Raw genomic sequence first — 16,452 nt, 5'->3', positions numbered from 1 at the left:
CCGGCCTTCAGTGTCCGCCGAACACGAGCGTCTGCACCGGCAGGATCAGTGCCTGGATGCGCAGCAGCAGGGCGTGCACCACCGCCACCGTGTCGACGAGGTGCAGATAGAGCCCGCGCAGCACGCCGACCTCGCCGGAGGCGATCAGGTCGTGATTGTTGGAATAGGCATTGGCAACGCAGCTCGATCCGGGCGGTATGCCGTCGAGCCCGCCCTTATAGAGCGGTTCGAGGAACACGGTGATCGTGCCCGGCACGTTGACCTGCTGCGTATCGATCAGCTGGTCGGTGGCGCGGAATTGGCCGGCGGCGATGACATCCTGCACGCTGGTCACCACCATCGGAATGATGGTGAGGGGTTTTGACAGGCAGGTCGCCTCGGCGGCCATGCCGGGCTTCATCACCTGCGCCTCGATCTGGCCGAAGCCGGCGCCGAGCTGCCGGCGCGACCCCGCGTCGTCCGGGATCAGCACGCCGGCCGGGCGCATCAGCGGGTTGACGAGATCGCCGACCCGCAGGGCGAACTGCTCGACCCGGCCGGAGACGCCGGCGCGGATCACGGTCTTGGCGAGTTCCACCTCGGCCTGCGCCAGCGCCGCCTCGGCGCTGGCCTTCTGCGCCGGAAGCAGCGTTTCCAGCCGGATCTGCGCCCCTTCCTTCGCCGCCATCGCGGCGGCGACCGCCCCTTCTTGACCGTCGACCACGACCTGCAGCCGCTCCAGCTCGCGCCGGGAGACGATATCGGCGTTGCGGCTGCTCAGCTGGGCCTTGGTGTTAAGCTCGTCGCGCGCCTGCTGCAGCGCCTTTTCCGCCTGGGTGATCTGGCCCTGCGCGGCCGCGACATCGGTGGCGGCGACGGTCATCTGCGCCTCCGTCTCGGCGATGCGCCGGCGCGCCGTCTCCGCCGCCGCCTTTTGCGCCGCGTCGTTCAGCCGGAAGATCGGCTGGCCCTGCGCGACCTGGTCGCTCATGCCGACATAGATCTCTGCCACCCGGCCGATGGTCTCCGGCACGATGGGAACGGTGCGGAAATAGGCGGTGACGTTGGAGGAGGAGGGGTGGTTGTAGAAAATGATGGTGATCAGCGTCACCGTCAGCATCAGGCAGGCGGTGATGCCCCAGCGCAGCTCGAACCACACCGAGAACAGCGTGATCTCGCGGCCGATGCGCTTGCCCTGGCCGTAGCGGCGGTAAAGATAGTCCGGCAGGATGGTGAGCAGCGAGCAGAGGAGCAGCTCAAGCATGGGTGCCGTCTCCCGCCTTGGCCGGGTGGCCATGGCCCGAGGGTGCCCGCTCCTCCCGCGGTTCCGGCGGCGGCAGCCCGGCCACCACCTCGGCGGCCCGGGCGATGCGGTTCATCGGCGTGGCGAAATCCGGCAGGTCAACGAAGGCGAGCAGCAGCGCGATCACCCAGAGCGCGTGGTTGTGGGTGAATAGCGCCAAGAGGCACAGCACCGCGACGATCTCGAATTGCAGCTTCTGGCCGCGATGGGCCATGCGCTCGGGCAGCGAATGCACATGCAGGAAGGCGACGCCCGCCAGCAGCACCGAGCCGATCAGCGTGAGGGTGGCGATCACCATCAGTATATCGGTGCTGCCCGGCGGGGTAATGAAGAAGGGCAGGTGCTCGGTGGCGGCACCATGGGGCAGGGACGTCATGCCATTCTCCGGGGCGCGGCGCGCGGCGGGGAAGCCGCGCTCACAGTTCAGCCGGCCGAATCCACCGGCCAGCCCAGTGGTGCGAACGTACTACTTTCCCCAGGTCAGGAACATCCCCACATCGCCCGGCATGCCATTTGGCCACTCCACAATCATGGCGGACAGCCCGTAGCCGGCGGCCCGCAAATGGTCGCGCCAGAGTTCATAGGCCTGGCGCGGGCGCCCGGTCAGCGTGTCCGTCCAGCTGGCGTCGCCATTATTGACCGCGCGGCCATGGTCGCTGCACAGCGTGTTGGGGAAGCGCATCACCATGATCTCGTTCTCGCCGCGCTCGGCGGCGGCGCGCAGCTTGATCAGCAGCGTCTCGGTGATCTCCTGCAGCTTGGTCGGCGTGAGGTCGATCGGCTGCGACAGCGTCTTGGCGAGTTCCTCCTTGGCGTGGCGGGCGCGGTCCATCGCCTCCACCGCCTCGTTCATCTTCGCCAACGTCACCTTGTCCATATAGCCGCGCAGATCGGCGGCGGACATGAAGCTCTCATCGCCGAGCTGCTGGTGCGGCCCGTCGGTCGGGCGGGTGGTCTCGCTCATCGTCTCGCTCCTTGGTCGTTGCCGCCAATGGCGGAGGGGTGATTTTCAGAAAATCGCCGGGACGTGGTGGTGCACATCCTCCGGCTCCACATAGCCCTTGGGCTTCTGCCGCTTCGGCAGGGTGATCTTGGCGCGCTTTGGCGCCTCATAGGGCACCTTGGACAGAAGATGGCTGATGACGTTCAGCCGCATCCGCTTCTTGTCGTCGGAGGCGGCGACATACCAGGGCGCCCAGGCGCTGTCGGAGGCGGCGAACATCGCGTCGCGGGCGCGGGAGTAGTCGTACCAATGGCTGTAGGATTTGAGGTCCATCGGCGAGAGCTTCCAGATCTTGCGCGGGTCGTGGATGCGCTGCTCCATCCGCCTTGTCTGTTCTTCCGGGCTCACCTCCAGCCAGTATTTGAGCAGGATCACGCCGGATTCGACGATCACCCTCTCGACGGCGGAGATGGTGTCGAGGAACTTCTCGGCCTGGGTCTCGGTGCAGAAGCCCATCACCCGCTCGACCCCGCAGCGGTTGTACCAGGAGCGGTCGAAGATCACGATCTCACCCGCCGCCGGCAGATGCGGCATGTAGCGCTGGGCGTACATCTGCGATTTTTCCCGCTCGCTAGGGGCGGTGAGGGCGACGACACGGAACACGCGCGGGCTCACCCGTTCGGTGATCGCCTTGATGACGCCGCCCTTGCCGGCGCCGTCGCGCCCCTCGAACAACACGCAGATCTTGGCGCCGGTCGCCTTCGCCCATTCCTGCAGGGCGACCAGCTCGCCGTGCAGCCGCTTGAGCTCCGTGTCATATTCCTTGCGGGAGAGGGTCTCTGCCGTGTCGAGGGTCGCCTTTTTCATCGGTCTTGCCCTTTCAGCACAGGTCACGCCGGTGCCAGCCCGCCCGGAGAGGCGCGCGGCCCTACGAGCATACCTTAGGCGGCGCGCGCGGCGAGGCTTTGATTTTAGGCAAGCGCGAAGGGGGAAGGGGCGCCGCTCAGCCGCCGGAAGCCGCCGCCTCCAGCGGGGCGATCTGCAGCGACTGGAACTGGATTTCGCCCGAGGCGAACTGTTCGGAGGTGGAGCGCGAATCGTGGATCAGCCGCAACCGCTGGGCGTCGCAGCGGCCATTATTGGGAATGGTGATGTCGAAGGTGAAGGGGCGCCAGGTGCGCGGCGCGCCGAGCAGCTGGGTCGACTGGCCGGCCACCGGCCCGCCGGGATAACACAGAACCTGCCAGACCATGCCGCGCTTGGACGACATCAGCCCCTTCTGCTCGCCGGAGAAGCGGTAGCTGCCGGGGCGCAGGAAGGTGACCTGCTCCAGGGCGCCCAGCTTCACCCGGCCGACGCCGAAGCGGATGCGCAGCACCCGGCCGGCACTGTCGTCACTGCGCCGCTGCAGGTCGATGAAGGCATTCACCGAGCGCGGCAGGTTCCAGTTGAAGGGAAGGCTGCTCGGGTCCTGGGCGAAATCGAGATTGTTGGCCGGCTTGACCTTCAGCACCTCGTCCGTCGGTAGCATCTGCAGCCAGATATTGTAGGCGCCGCCGGCCCGCTTCTCCGCCGCCATGCGCGCCCGCAGCAGCGGAACCAGCTCCGCTTCGCTCGGCGGGCTGCCGGCGTCCTTGAGCTGCTGGAACAAGGCAAGCGGCGCGTCGGACGCGGCGAGCTTGTTGCCCACGCTCCGCATGAACAGCGTGCGCCAGCTCGGGTTCTGGACGAGCGCCGCCACCAGCGCGTCGCGGCCCTCCGGTGTCAGCGCCAGCGAGTTGAGATAGCTGAGCGTGTACTCGTTCAGCGCCGGACGGGTGCGCAGCAGCACGTCCGCCAACCGCACCACGCCTGAATAATCGCGCTGCTCATAATCCTGGTGCATCAGCCAGAAGGCTGCGACGGTTTCGCGGCGCGAGCGTGCCACCGCTTCCTGCATGGCCTGGTTGCTGCTGGCGAGGTCGTCCGACGTCTCGCCGGTCAGCCGCCAGGCGGAGGCGTCCAGCGGGGCGCCGGCGAGGATGCGCGCGGCGAGATCGCGGAGAGTGGCGCGTATGGCCGGCAGGTCTTCCGGCGCCGGGGGCGGGGAAGTGTCGGCGGCGTCAGGCGCCTCCGGCTCGGCGGCTTCGGGCGGCGGCGTGAGAGAGGCGGCGTGCGCGCGCTCCTGCTGTGCGAGAGCGTCGGCATCGTCGGCGGGCACGGGCGGCAGGCCGGCATCTTCCGCCTGTTCGCCACCGGCGGCGGTGGCGGCGGCTGCCGCCGCGTCGGCCGCGGCTTGCTCCGCCCGGGCCGCGGCCTGTTCTTGCTCCTGCGCCGTGGCGGTGGCGAGCCGGGCCCGTTCCTGGCCCGCCAGCGTCAGCAGGGCGCGGGGATGTTCGGGATGCAGCGCCAGGGCCAGCGCGGGATGGCGCTCAGCCAGCGCCATGGGCAGCGATGTGGTCGCGATCAGGGCGGCGAGAAGCAGCGCGCCCGCGCCGATCCCGGCGCAACGCCAGGGATGGACGGTGACGGCGAGGCGCAGCGTGCGCAGCCAGACCCGTCGCGGCCGTGGCGCGCGCGGCGCGCGGCGGCGCTTGGGTTGCGGTGGGCGGGAGGCCTCGCTCATCGCCGCCTCCAGAGGAAGCCCCACAGGCGCACCCAGAAGGAGGCGCCCTCGATCCGGTTCACGCTGAGCGGCACGGGCCGTCGCCGGGCTACGCCGCCGGGGCTTTCGGGCCGGCGGATCTTGGCGGCCCCGGCCGACGCTGAGGGATACCGGGCCGCTGTCGCTGGCCGGCCGGTCCCGTCCTTGCCGGCGCTGCCGATCCCGGCGCCCGCTTTTGCGGAGCCGCCGCTGCGTTTGCCGGACCCGCCCTTGCCGGCGCCTGAATGAGCTGTGCCGCTGCGGGTGCCGCCGCGCGGGTCGGATGACGCCCGCGTCTCGCGGCGCCCGGGGCCTGGGGTTGCGCGGGACGAGGCCGGGGGATGGCGCAGGTCATAGGCGCTGCGGCGCTCCCCGGTCTTCAGGTCTTCCCAGGCGCGGGCGATGCGCGTGGTGAACACTTCGCGGTCCAGCGGGCCGCTGCGCAGCGATTGCAGATCGGGATGCAGCCAGCGCATCAGCAGCGCCATATTGTGGCGCAGTTCCTCATGCGTCGCGCCGCGGCCCGCGCCCAGCACGCGATAGCTGTCGGCGTCGTGGAAGAGCAGGGCCTGTTCGATGAAGAAGCCGGCCGCCTGCTGCAGCACGCCGCGCGCGATGCCGCTGCGCCGCTCGGCTGCCGTCAGCGCCTCCTCGTCGCCGACCGCGACTGCGAGCACGCGGTCCATGCCGTGTGGCAGCGGGAGTTCGGGCATACCGCGCGCCGCGACGGGGTCCTTGAACAAAGCGAGCGCGGCGTCGAGCGCGTCGGGCTCCGGCATGGTCACGCCGCTTCGGAGTGGTCGGTCTTGGTGTCGCGGCGGCCGAATTTGGGCAGCAGGGCCTTCACCCCGCTGAGGCCACCACTCAGTCCGCCACCGCTGCCGCCGGTGCTGCCGGTATCGGTCCCCTGGCCATATTCATAGCCATAGCCGTAGCCATATCCATAGCCGTAGCCGTAATGGGCGCTGCGGGTGTCGAATTTGGTGAGCACCACGCCGATGGTGACGGCGCGGGCGATCTGCAGCCGGCGCAGCGCGTTGCGCGCAATGGCGCGGCGCCCGTCGCCCGAGCCGGTGACGAAGATGGTGGCCTGGGCGGCAGCGCCGAGCAGCTGGGCATCGGCAATGCTGAGCATGGGGGGGCTGTCGAAGATGAGGAGATCATAGATCTCCAGCCCGACCGAGATCAGCGAGAACACATGCGTGCCGCCCAGAATTTCGGCGGCGTTGGGCGGCAGCGGGCCAGAGGCGAGGAAGTCGAGCGTGGCGAGGTCGGTCGCCTGCACCACGTCGTGCAGCGTCGACATGCCGGTAAGGCAATTGGACAGGCCGACGGCATTGTCATAGCCGAGCTTGGAGTGCACCGAGGGGCGGCGCAGATCGGCGTCGATCAGCAGCACCCGCTTGCCGGTGATGGCGTAATGGCGCGCCAGGGCAATGGCGGTGCTCGACTTGCCCTCTGAGGCGCCGGCGCTGGTGACGACCAGGGTGCGCGGCAGGCCGGTCTCGGTAGAAAATTGCAGCGATGTGGCCAGTGATCTGTAGGCTTCGGCCACCGCCGATCGTGGATCGCTGAGTTCGGCGACGATCCCCTGCGGAAACTCGGCCCGGGGCACGATGCCGAGAATGGGCAGGCCTGTGGCCTTTTCGGCGTCCTCCGGAGTGCGGATGCGGTCGTCGAGCAGCTCGATTAGGCTCGCCGCTCCGAAGCCGCAGACCAAGCCGATCATCAGCCCGCCGGCGAGCAGCAGCATGGTGCGCGGGTGCGAAGGCCCGCGTGGGGGAAGCGCCCGGTCGACGATGAAGACATTGTTGGTGCCAACGCCGCTGGCGACATCGACCTCTTTGAAGCGCTGCAGCAGGTCATTGTAGAGGTTGCGGTTGGATTCAACCTCGCGCTGCAGGATGCCGTACTGGATGCTCTTGCGCTGCAGTACCAGCACCTCGCCGCGCAGTTCCTCGATCCGCTGGCGCATCTGCGCTTCCTGGTTCGCCGAGGACTCGAAGGCCGCCCGCAGCGAGTTGCGGATGGTCGAGACTTCGGTCGCGAGCTGGCGATCGATCTCGGCGATCTTGTTGGCGATCTCCACCATGGCGGGATAGCCGGGCTTGAATGTCTCCAGCCCCTCCTCATAGTCGCGCCGCAACTCGTTGCGCTGGGTGCGCAGCCCGTCGATCACGTTGTTGGTCAGCAGCTGCGGGAGGTTGATTGCGGTGGAAGCCTCCACCTGCCGCCAGCTTTCCTCGTCACGGATGCGGGTAGAGATAAGCTGGCCGAGTGCGGTGTTGGCGGCGGCGAGATTGCTCTCGGCGATGGAGACCTTGTCGTGGGTCTGGACCATGTTCTCGCGTTCGGCGAAGGCGAGCATCCCGCGCTCAGACTCTTCCAGCCGCAGCTTCAGCTGCTTGATCTGGTCCTCAAGGAACACTTTGGCGTAGGAGCTTGCCTCGAAGCGCTTGTCGAGATTGGAGGCGATATAGGCATCGGCATAGGCATTGGCGATCGACGCAGCGCGGGCGGGCGAGGTGTCGGTGTAGGTGATGTCCACGAGGCGTGAGGAAGCAACAGGCCGAATAGTGACGTCATCCTTGACCCGGCTGACGCTTACGCGATGATTGCGCTCCTGCGCCGCCGCGGGATCGTTTTCTTCGCTCGGACCCGAGAAGAGCCCGAACAGGCTGCCGATAAATCCCGGAGAGGTCGTGGTAAATTCGGCGTTCTGATCCAGGCCCAGTGCCGCCACCACGCGCTCGGACATGGCGCGGCTCTTCAGAAGTTCGTACTGGGTCTTCTGGAATTCGGCGCCGCCGCGCTCGGCTGGTGCGAGAACGCCGTCATCGACGACCTTGCTGGCCTCATTGTCGATCTGGATGCGGACATTGGCGGTGTAGAGCGGTGTCGCCAGGAAGGAGTAGACAAGAGCGAGGACGGCGAAGGCGCCGGCGGTGCTGAGGATCAGCGTCCGCCATTTCAGCACGATGCCGATGATGTAGTGGATCGCGGCGGCGAGTTCGGATTCGTGTTGCGTGTCGGGTGCGGCATAGGCGGCGGCGCCATAGCCGTAGCCATAGCTGTCACGCCCGGCCGGAAGGTTCCGGCTCTCCTGCACAACCGGGAGATTGCGTTCGTTCCCGCCCGGCCGCCCGCTCTCTGCCCCCTCGTTCATCATCCGCTTCTGCTTCCTGTATGGCGCGCGCCGCTGCTCGCTCTGGTTGGGCTACAATAGCAAGAAGGCGTTGAAAAGCGGCACCGACTGCATAATGTACTTCATCCCGATCTTCAGGTCCGAGGAGGGCACCGTCACGATGTCGCCCGCCTGAAGGTCCGGATCACTCGCCTTTTGCGAGCGTAGGTCGGCGACGCTGAACTTGGCCACGGCGGTCTTGCCCTCGATGCGGCGGAATACCAGGATCGTGCCGTCCGCCACCTCCTGCATGCCGCCGGCCATCGCCACCGACTGCAGCAGCGACATCGGCCCCTGCATCGGGAACACGCCCGGCTTGTTGACCGCGCCGTCCACTGTGATGCGGTGGCTGTTATATTCCTTCACCAGCACCGTCACCTGCGGGTTGCGCAGGTAGTTGCCGCCCAGCTTGGCGGCGAGGTCTCTCTCGATCTCGCTGACGGTGCGACCGGAGGCCTGCACATCGCCCACCAGCGGGTAGGTGAAATTGCCGCTCTCGGAAACCTGCACGACCTTGGTCAGGTCCTCGACCTTGAACACCGTGATATCGAGCACGTCGAGCGGCCCGACGCGGTAGCCTTCCGCGCCCGGCGTGCTCACGGCAGTCGCGGCGGAAACGGCGGCCACCTCGCTTGCGGGGAGGGGCTCGGACACGGTGCTGACCGGGATCGAGGACCCGCCCGCAGCCGCCCGCGCGCCGACGGTGCCTCCGCCGGACGACGAGCTCGGGTCCGAGCGGGTGGCAGACGCGCGCGCCGTGGACGGCGCGGCGGCGGCGCCACTGGTAAATCTGGCGGTGGAGGCGGCCGGCGGAACACCCGCCTCGGCGCCCGGCGAGGGATTATCGCCCGAAGAGGCGACGCAGCCGGCCAAGCAGATCGCCAGCCCCGCCGCCAGCGCTGCCATGCGCGCGGACATCCCTGCGGTCTTCCTGCCCCACCTCATCAAGCTTCACTACCCCTATGGGCGCCGAGTCCGACGGCGCCCTGTTCAAGACAATATCCCTCGGACGGCCCAGCGTCATCTGCGCCGCTTCCGCCGCCCCCACCAGTCGCTCGGCCCCGAGACGGCCCTCCGCGAGGTCTGGAGGGCGCTTGACCGTATCATGGGCGTCGCTGGCAAGGATATGCACCCTTCCTTCGCCAATCATCCGCTCTGCCCAGTATTTCGGCCGGCGGCCAAAGCGGCCGTTCAGAGAGCCGGAGGTAATCTGCATCCAGACGCCGCGTGCCGCCATGCGCTCGATAAGATCGTACTTCTCTTCTATCCACTTGAACCGCTCTGGGTGCGTCAGTATTGGCACATAATTCGCCAAAAGAATGGTAAACACCAACTCGTCGAGGCGCGCCGGCGCGACGTTGTGCGGCGGTTCCACCAGAACATAGCGTGTATCGCCGAGGGTCAGCAGCCTTCCCTTGCGCACTTCGTCGACGAAGTCCGGCACCACATGGTTGTCAGCGCCGGGAATGAGGATGAGCGGAATCCCTGCCTCGTCCAGAGCCTGCTGGAGGGCGTCGACCGCGTGGCGGATCGCCTCGCCCTCATTATGGTAGACGCCCGGCAGGATATGGGGCGTGCAGGCAACGATCTCGACACCCTGGGCGACATGCATCCGCGCCATTTCCAGCGCGACGGAAAGATCGGCGGCGCCGTCATCGATGCCCGGCAGAATGTGGTTATGCAGGTCAATCATCGGCCGGACTTGAACCGCAGGCAGGACCCATCTTCCCGGCGGGCGCCGATTCTCCTGGTCGAGCCGGTCCTTGCCGACCTGGGCGCAGGTTGTTCATGCCGTTTCTTATAAGGTTCGCCTGCGTTTCCGGCAATGGCCGACAGTGTTTCATCATCATGGTAACTATGCGCCATCAAGAATAGGTCCCGGCCTCTCCTAGCGTGATGAATCATTAACCAAGATATCGGTGCGCACGAGACTAAACCGATCAGTTTTGTTGCATTCCGGTCACGAACGAAGGGATAAGAGGGACTCGTCATATGGCTCTTTGATTTCCGAACGTGAAGCTAGTAACATTCTGTAAGGCTCATGCGCCAGTGGCGTGTGCGGGCAATCGAGGGGCGAGATGAAGCGTTCAGTGGCGTATGCAGTCGTCGTCGGTTTTTCCTTTCTTGGCATGGCCGGGGCGGCGTTGGCTGATGCCTGCCAGACGACGGGGACGCTGACCGAGGCCGTTGGCACGGTGCTGGTGGATAGGGGGCAGGGCTTTGCCACTGCCAGCGTCGGTACCTCGCTCAAGGGCGGCGACATGGTGTCCGTGCAGGGCACCGGCAGCGCCGTGGTCGATTTCGGTACCGATCGCACCGTCATGGTTCCTGGCTCCACCACCACGACGCTGCAGGTTCCAGGCTGCGGTCTGGCCGTCGACAGCAATACCGGCCTCGTCATCGGCGCGGTCGCCGTTGGTGGTGGCGTCGCGGCGGCCGTCGCGCTCTCCGATAATGGAAGCGGCAATGGGTTCATCTTCCCGGTCAGCCCCTGACAGAGGCGTTTGGCCCTGTTTTTGAAGTCACATGGCGATTGGGGCCCGGCGTATATCGCGTCGGTCCTTCTGCTGTTCGCCAATGTCGTGCTCGGCGGCGCCACGCGCACCGGCTATTTCGCCGATGTGTTGCTGCAGTTCTTCTCCCTGCCTTTTCTCGCCCTGGCGGCGTGGCTCTGGCTTGACCGGCTGACGGCGCCCCCGGCCCGACTGAGCTTCGGGCTGGCGTGTGGCGCCGGGATCGCGGTGGTCGGCCTTCTCATCGCGCTGGCCCAGTTCCTCCCCCTGTTCGGCGCTCCCGGCTGGGAGGGGCTCTCGGCCCGTATCGCGGCGGCGGGCGGGGCCGGGCTGGAAGGGGCGTGGACGGGGAGCTCCTCCGTCGATCCGGCGGCGAGCCTCGCCGCCCTGCCGGCCGTTCTTCCCCCGCTGGCGCTCTTTCTCCTCGTGGCGCTGCTCGACGAGGATCACCGCCTGCGCTTTGCCGGCTGGGCAGTTGGCTTCGGCATTCTGGCGCTCGGACTCGGCATCGCGCAGGTGATGCAGGGGCCGGCCAGCCCTCTGCGCTTCTTCGAGATCAGCAACCGGAGCGAATCGGTCGGCTTCTTCGCCAACCGCAATCATTTCGCCGCCCAGCTTTACGTCACCTTCCTGCTGGGGGTGGCGTGGTTCGCGGCGCGCGGTGAGCGCGTGCTCTCGCACCGCACGCCCACCACCCAGCGGGCGATCTGGTTCGCCCTGGCGTTTTCGCTGGCGCTGCTCCTGCTGGCGGGCATCGCGCTGGCCCGTTCGCGCGCGGGCATATTGCTGCTGCTGGTCGCAGTTGCCGGGGTGGTGGCGATGGCGCCGGCCCTGCTTGCGCTGCTGAGCGGGCGCGAAGCGCGTCCGCGTCGGGTGCGCGGCCTCGTCATCCTCATCGCGGCGGGCTTTGTCCTGCTGGTCGGGCAGCTCGGCGCCGGGCGTTTCCTGACCCGGTTCGACGCCGGCCTCGTCGACCAGCTGCGTGCGACCCTCAATGAGAAGACGCTGCAGGCCGCGACCGAGGCGCTGCCCTTCGGGACCGGGCTCGGCACCTTCACCGCCGTTTTCCCGCTCTATGAGGATGGGTCGACGCTTTCGCCGCAATATATCAACCGCGCCCATGACGACTGGCTGGAGTTCTTCCTGGAGACGGGCCTTGCGGGCGCGCTGCTGCTGGCGCTTTTTCTGGTCTGGTTCGCGGAGCGGGCCTGGCGCCTCTGGTCCTCCGCCGTTGCGCCGGGCGAGGCGCGCCTGCGCCTGTTGCAGCAATGCGCCTCGCTGGCCATTCTGCTGCTGATGCTACATTCCGTTGTGGACTATCCGCTGCGCACGGCAACCATGCTCGCCTATTTCGCCGCCTGCTGCGCGCTGATGACGCCGCGCTCGGTGACTGGCGGGGCGAGGGTGGCCGAGGAGCGGGCGCCGCCATCGGCGCGCGCCGGGGGCCGCCCGCCGGCGCCTCGCCAGGCGCCGCGGGGCAGCTCGCGCGTGCGGGCGCCGGAAGGGGGAGTACGGTGGTCATGAAACGCGGCTTCGACATTCTGGTCGCCGGACCGCTGCTCGTTGTCCTGCTTCCGGTGTTTCTCGTTCTCGTGCTGCTTGTGCGCGCCCGGCTGGGCTCGCCCGTCCTGTTCCGCCAGCAACGGCCGGGATTGCACGGAAAGCCGCTCGAGATCATCAAGTTCCGCACCATGACGGACGCGCGCGACAGCGAGGGGCGGTTGCTTCCTGATGGCGAGCGCCTGACCCGCTTCGGCCGTTTCCTGCGCTCCTCAAGCCTGGATGAGCTCCCCGAGCTCTGGAACGTCCTCAAGGGCGAGATGAGCCTTGTCGGGCCCCGGCCGCTGCTGATGGAGTATCTTCCGCTTTATTCACCGCAACAGGCCCGCCGCCATGAGGTGCGCCCGGGCATCACCGGCTGGGCGCAGGTGAACGGGCGCAACGCGATTTCATGGGACGAGAAGTTTGCCATGGACGTCTGGTACGTCGACAATCGCAGCTTGATTCTCGACATTCGCGTCCTGGCGCTTACGGTTCTGAAGGTTTTCAAGCGCGAGGGTATAAGCGCCGTGGGCGAGGCGACCATGTTTCCATTTGGTGGAAATAATACAAAGGCTCAATGGAAAGCGGCTACGATATATGAAACAGCAAAAATAATAAGGAGAGAAAATTTATATATTGGATCAAACTCGCAGATTGATGATTTCACATTCATAAATGCGGGTTCGCGAACTGAGATCGGGAGGTTTGTACATATCGCAGCGTTCAGCTCTGTAATCGGTGGTGGCGAGCTGGTCATCGAGGACTTCGCCGGGCTGAGCGCTGGCTGTCGGATCATAACGGGTAGCGATGATTTTGCTGGTCATGCGCTTACCAATCCCACAGTCCCTGCGGCATTCACGCAGGTCGTGCGCGGGAGAGTTCACATCGGAAAACACGCGATTCTCGGAACAAATGTCATTGTATTTCCAAATGTAACGATCGGCGAAGGGGCGGCATTAGGGGCTGGCTGCATTGTTCGGAAGGATGTCCAGCCATGGGGGGTTTATGTCGGAGCGGAGTGTAGACTTATAAAGCCGCGACCGAGCGCTGATATATTACGTCTGGAGGCCGAACTCCTGAGCTCGCTAACGAAGGGCGCGAATAATTGCTAGGTTCGCCCCCCTTTTCTCCCTGGCCGAGCGTCACCTCCGAGGAGATGGAGGCCGTCCAGCGCGTCTTTGCCTCTAACAAGGTCAACTACTGGACCGGCGAGGAGGGGCGGCTGTTCGAGCGCGAATTCGCCGCCTGGGCCGGCACGCGCCACGCCATCGCCCTTGCCAATGGCACGGTGGCACTGGATCTCGCCCTGCATGGCCTTGGCATCGGGCCGGGCGACGAGGTTATCGTCACCCCTCGCACCTTCATCGCCTCAGTGTCCTGCGTGGTGAATGCGGGGGCGACGCCGGTCTTCGCCGATGTTGACCGCGACAGCGGCAACCTGACCGCGGATAGCATCGCCGCCGTCCTCACCCCCCGCACCCGCGCCGTGGTGTTGGTCCATCTGGCGGGATGGCCCTGCGATATGGACCCGATCATGGAACTATCGGCGCGGCACGGCTTCAAGGTGATCGAGGATTGCGCCCAGGCCCATGGCGCCCGCTATCGCGGCCGCAGCGTCGGCTCGATCGGCCATGTCGGTGCCTGGTCCTTCTGCCAGGACAAGATCATGACCACTGGCGGCGAGGGTGGCATGGTCACTACCGACGACGCCGATCTCTGGGCCCGCATGTGGGCCTACAAGGACCACGGCAAAAGCTGGGACGCGGTGTATAACCGCCAGCACCCGCCGGGCTTCCGCTGGCTGCATGAGAGCTTCGGCACCAATTGGCGCATGCTCGAAATGCAGGCCGCGATCGGGCGTGTGCAACTGCGGCATGTCGATGACTGGGTGGCCACGCGGCGCGCCAATGCCGAGAGGATACTGGACGCGATCGCACCTTTCGCCGGCTGCGGCCTGCGCGTGCCGGTCCTGCCGAACCGCGGCGCGCTCGCCTCATCGACGGATGGTCACGCCCGCTACAAGCTTTACGTTTATGTGCAGCTGCATAAACTGCGAGATGGCTGGTCGCGCGACCGCATCATATCCGAGATAAATGCGCTCAATGTGCCCTGTTATCAGGGCAGTTGCTCGGAGGTTTATCTGGAGAAGGCCTTCGAGGCGACAGGCTGGCGGCCACGGGAAAGGCTGCCGGTGGCGCGCGAGCTGGGGCAGACAAGTGTGATGTTTCTTGTCCACCCCACTTTGACGGAGAGCGAGGTGGCGCGCGCCGGCATATCCGCTGCGCAGATCCTGGCCCGAGCGTTTCGGGAAAAGCAGTGAGGTCTTTTCCTATTGGAGGATACACGCCTTATGGGCGTAGAGAGCAGTGCGCGGGACAGAAATGTAAATGACAGGGCACGCGCTCAATTATCTGATCGGGCTCAGCCGCGGGAAGAAGCGGGCCGTGCTCTATTTCGTGGACGCTTCGCTCCTGGCGGCCAGCTTCTTCCTGGCGATGGCCTTGCGGCTGGACAGTTTCTCGCTCGCCTTCGCGCCCGAAAGCTGGGCCGTGTTCGTGATCGTGCTGCCCCTGACGATCGGGCTGCTTCATTTGCTCGGGCTCTATCGGGTGGTCGTCCGGCATATTTCGGGCCGCACGCTGCGGGAGCTCGCCATCGGCGCAGCGATTTCCTCGGTCATTCTTCTCGCCGGGGCCAAGGGGCTGGATCTGTTCCTGCCGCGTTCCGTGCCGATCATCTACTGGCTGTTGGCAATGGTCTCGCTCGGCGGCGCGCGTTTCGGCCTGCGCGCGCTCTATCTCCAGCGCCAGTCGCGTCTGAGGGCGCCCGTGGTGATTTATGGCGCGGGCCGTGCCGGCCAGCAATTACTCGCCTCGCTCCAGGGGAGCGAATATGCCCCCGTCGCCTTTGTCGATGACGCACCGGAACTGCAGGGGCGGGACATGGGCGGCTACCGGGTTCACCCGACCCGCGCGCTGGCCGACCTTGTCGCCGAGTACGAGGTCGAGAACGTTCTCCTCGCCATTCCCAGCGCCACGCGCCTGCAGCGCAAGGTGATCCTGGAGCGGCTGGTGCCGCTGGGTCTGCGGGTGCGGACCATACCGGGCATCACCGATGTCGTGTCGGGCCGGGCGCAGTTAACTGAGCTGCGGGAGGTGTCGATCGAGGATCTGCTGGGCCGCGACCTCATCCCGCCCCAGCAGGAGCTTCTCGACGCCAATATCCGCGGCAAGGTGGTGATGGTCACGGGCGCTGGGGGATCCATCGGCAGCGAACTGTGCCGGCAGATCCTGCGCCAGGGGCCTGCCCGGCTGGTGCTGCTGGAACTGTCGGAATACGCCCTCTACAGCGTCGATCAGGAACTGCGGCCGCTGGCGGTGGCCGAGGACGTGCGGATTCCGATCGTGCCGCTGCTGGCCTCCGTCACCGATAGACCCCTGATCGAGGACCTGCTTCGCCGCTTCAAGGTCGACACCTTGTTCCATGCCGCCGCCTACAAGCATGTGCCGCTGGTGGAGCACAATGTGGTGGAGGGCGTGCGCAACAACGTGTTCGGCACGCTGATCCTGGCCGAGGCGGCGCTCGCCTGCGGGGTCGGCGCCTTCGTGCTGATCTCGACCGATAAGGCAGTGCGCCCCACCAACATCATGGGGGCCTCCAAGCGGATGGCGGAGCTGGTCTGCCAGACGGCGGCGGCGCAGGCGGAGACGGAGACGGTGTTCTCCATCGTGCGCTTCGGCAATGTGCTGGGCTCCTCCGGATCGGTCATTCCGCTGTTCCGCCAGCAGATCGAGGCCGGCGGCCCGATTACCGTGACGCACCCCGAGATTACCCGTTATTTCATGGCGATACCGGAGGCGGCGCAACTGGTGATCCAGGCCGGTGCGATGGCGCGGGGCGGAGATGTGTTCATTCTGGACATGGGCGAGCCGGTGCGGATCGTCGACCTCGCCATCCGCATGGCGCGGCTCAGCGGGCTCACCCCTGTGATTGCGGAAGGTATTCGCCGGGAAGGTGCGCCACCCGAAGGCGACATCGAGATCAGGTTCACCGGGCTGCGGCCCGGCGAAAAGCTCTATGAGGAGTTGCTGATCGGCGGCGCGGCACAGGAGACGCAGCACCCGCGCATCATGACCACGACCGATCGGTCGTTGACGGCCGCCGAGCTGAAAGAGCTTCTCCGACAGCTCGAAGCGGCCTGCAATGCCCAGGACATTCCGGGCGTGCGCGCGATTTTGAGCGCTGCGCCCACAGGCTACGTGCCCGATGACGGTATCGCCGATCTCTTCTGGCAAGCGCGTGAAGCCGCGCTGCCGGAGCGTCGCTCGCTGCATGGCTAGACGCCGCCCGCCGCCATACCCCGGT

14 protein-coding genes are annotated in these 16,452 nt (G+C 66.5%); 5 read left to right on the top strand and 9 right to left on the bottom strand.

Translation table 11 applies throughout. The features are described from left to right. Positions 1–7 precede the first annotated feature (7 nt). From A3M1_RS0105050 to A3M1_RS0105010, 9 genes are all read right to left on the bottom strand, one after another. The gene (locus A3M1_RS0105050; RefSeq protein WP_018387870.1) at positions 8–1,243 is read right to left on the bottom strand and encodes an HlyD family secretion protein; all 1,236 of its coding nucleotides are present in this window, start codon (positions 1,241–1,243) and stop codon (positions 8–10) included. Further along, positions 1,236–1,658 carry a hypothetical protein gene (locus tag A3M1_RS0105045; protein WP_018387869.1) on the bottom strand — a complete coding sequence of 141 codons (423 nt, stop codon included), beginning with the start codon at positions 1,656–1,658 and terminating at the stop codon, positions 1,236–1,238. Before A3M1_RS0105045 ends, A3M1_RS0105050 begins: the two co-directional genes overlap by 8 nt. A 90-nt stretch (positions 1,659–1,748) precedes the next feature. Further along, positions 1,749–2,246, bottom strand: coding sequence for a hypothetical protein (locus A3M1_RS0105040; protein ID WP_018387868.1), 498 nt, complete (start codon positions 2,244–2,246; stop codon positions 1,749–1,751). Between the two features lie 45 nt (positions 2,247–2,291). Continuing rightward, positions 2,292–3,092 (bottom strand): polyphosphate kinase 2, encoded by an 801-nt coding sequence (gene ppk2, locus A3M1_RS0105035; RefSeq protein ID WP_018387867.1) that lies wholly within the window; start codon positions 3,090–3,092, stop codon positions 2,292–2,294. A gap of 136 nt (positions 3,093–3,228) precedes the next feature. After that, a complete protein-coding gene (locus tag A3M1_RS0105030; protein WP_026221152.1) occupies positions 3,229–4,830 on the bottom strand; it encodes a hypothetical protein in 1,602 nt (533 codons plus the stop codon). Next, the gene (locus A3M1_RS25520) at positions 4,827–5,627 is read right to left on the bottom strand and encodes a J domain-containing protein (RefSeq protein WP_051087025.1); all 801 of its coding nucleotides are present in this window, start codon (positions 5,625–5,627) and stop codon (positions 4,827–4,829) included. The genes A3M1_RS0105030 and A3M1_RS25520 overlap by 4 nt, the downstream gene beginning before the upstream one ends. Positions 5,628–5,629: 2 nt before the next feature. Beyond that, a complete protein-coding gene (locus A3M1_RS0105020) occupies positions 5,630–8,014 on the bottom strand; it encodes a polysaccharide biosynthesis tyrosine autokinase (protein ID WP_245261576.1) in 2,385 nt (794 codons plus the stop codon). A gap of 51 nt (positions 8,015–8,065) precedes the next feature. Beyond that, the gene (locus A3M1_RS0105015) at positions 8,066–8,950 is read right to left on the bottom strand and encodes a polysaccharide biosynthesis/export family protein (protein WP_018387865.1); all 885 of its coding nucleotides are present in this window, start codon (positions 8,948–8,950) and stop codon (positions 8,066–8,068) included. Beyond that, positions 8,874–9,725, bottom strand: coding sequence for a tyrosine-protein phosphatase (locus A3M1_RS0105010; protein WP_018387864.1), 852 nt, complete (start codon positions 9,723–9,725; stop codon positions 8,874–8,876). Before A3M1_RS0105010 ends, A3M1_RS0105015 begins: the two co-directional genes overlap by 77 nt. Positions 9,726–10,110: 385 nt before the next feature. On the opposite strand from A3M1_RS0105010, the gene A3M1_RS0105005 reads away from it, so the two are divergent. The 5 genes from A3M1_RS0105005 to A3M1_RS0104985 all read left to right on the top strand — a co-directional run bounded on the left by A3M1_RS0105005 (position 10,111) and on the right by A3M1_RS0104985 (position 16,427). After that, positions 10,111–10,527: a hypothetical protein gene (locus tag A3M1_RS0105005; protein ID WP_018387863.1), complete on the top strand. Its 417-nt coding sequence runs from the start codon at positions 10,111–10,113 to the stop codon at positions 10,525–10,527. 9 nt (positions 10,528–10,536) lie between these two features. Continuing rightward, entirely contained in the window at positions 10,537–12,069 is a 1,533-nt protein-coding gene (locus tag A3M1_RS0105000) for an O-antigen ligase family protein (RefSeq protein WP_018387862.1), read from the top strand. Continuing rightward, entirely contained in the window at positions 12,066–13,199 is a 1,134-nt protein-coding gene (locus A3M1_RS27175) for a sugar transferase (protein ID WP_018387861.1), read from the top strand. The genes A3M1_RS0105000 and A3M1_RS27175 overlap by 4 nt, the downstream gene beginning before the upstream one ends. Beyond that, positions 13,193–14,407, top strand: a complete 1,215-nt coding sequence (locus tag A3M1_RS0104990; RefSeq protein ID WP_026291375.1) for a DegT/DnrJ/EryC1/StrS aminotransferase family protein — start codon at positions 13,193–13,195, stop codon at positions 14,405–14,407. The genes A3M1_RS27175 and A3M1_RS0104990 overlap by 7 nt, the downstream gene beginning before the upstream one ends. A 67-nt stretch (positions 14,408–14,474) precedes the next feature. After that, a complete protein-coding gene (locus A3M1_RS0104985; RefSeq protein WP_018387859.1) occupies positions 14,475–16,427 on the top strand; it encodes a nucleoside-diphosphate sugar epimerase/dehydratase in 1,953 nt (650 codons plus the stop codon). The last annotated feature ends 25 nt before the right edge of the window (positions 16,428–16,452 follow it).

Origin of the sequence: Ancylobacter sp. FA202 (assembly GCF_000380205.1) — a bacterium.
Classification (GTDB): domain Bacteria; phylum Pseudomonadota; class Alphaproteobacteria; order Rhizobiales; family Xanthobacteraceae; genus Ancylobacter.
This window is presented reverse-complemented; position numbering and strand designations above follow the sequence as displayed.

Coding starts and splice junctions, on each gene's coding strand:
- A3M1_RS0105050 (WP_018387870.1), bottom strand. CDS start 1,243: ATGCTTGAGCTGCTCCTCTGCTCGCTGCTCACCATCCTGCCGGACTAT.
- A3M1_RS0105045 (WP_018387869.1), bottom strand. CDS start 1,658: ATGACGTCCCTGCCCCATGGTGCCGCCACCGAGCACCTGCCCTTCTTC.
- A3M1_RS0105040 (WP_018387868.1), bottom strand. CDS start 2,246: ATGAGCGAGACCACCCGCCCGACCGACGGGCCGCACCAGCAGCTCGGC.
- ppk2 (WP_018387867.1), bottom strand. CDS start 3,092: ATGAAAAAGGCGACCCTCGACACGGCAGAGACCCTCTCCCGCAAGGAA.
- A3M1_RS0105030 (WP_026221152.1), bottom strand. CDS start 4,830: ATGAGCGAGGCCTCCCGCCCACCGCAACCCAAGCGCCGCCGCGCGCCG.
- A3M1_RS25520 (WP_051087025.1), bottom strand. CDS start 5,627: ATGCCGGAGCCCGACGCGCTCGACGCCGCGCTCGCTTTGTTCAAGGAC.
- A3M1_RS0105020 (WP_245261576.1), bottom strand. CDS start 8,014: ATGAACGAGGGGGCAGAGAGCGGGCGGCCGGGCGGGAACGAACGCAAT.
- A3M1_RS0105015 (WP_018387865.1), bottom strand. CDS start 8,950: ATGTCCGCGCGCATGGCAGCGCTGGCGGCGGGGCTGGCGATCTGCTTG.
- A3M1_RS0105010 (WP_018387864.1), bottom strand. CDS start 9,725: ATGATTGACCTGCATAACCACATTCTGCCGGGCATCGATGACGGCGCC.
- A3M1_RS0105005 (WP_018387863.1), top strand. CDS start 10,111: ATGAAGCGTTCAGTGGCGTATGCAGTCGTCGTCGGTTTTTCCTTTCTT.
- A3M1_RS27175 (WP_018387861.1), top strand. CDS start 12,066: ATGAAACGCGGCTTCGACATTCTGGTCGCCGGACCGCTGCTCGTTGTC.
- A3M1_RS0104985 (WP_018387859.1), top strand. CDS start 14,475: ATGACAGGGCACGCGCTCAATTATCTGATCGGGCTCAGCCGCGGGAAG.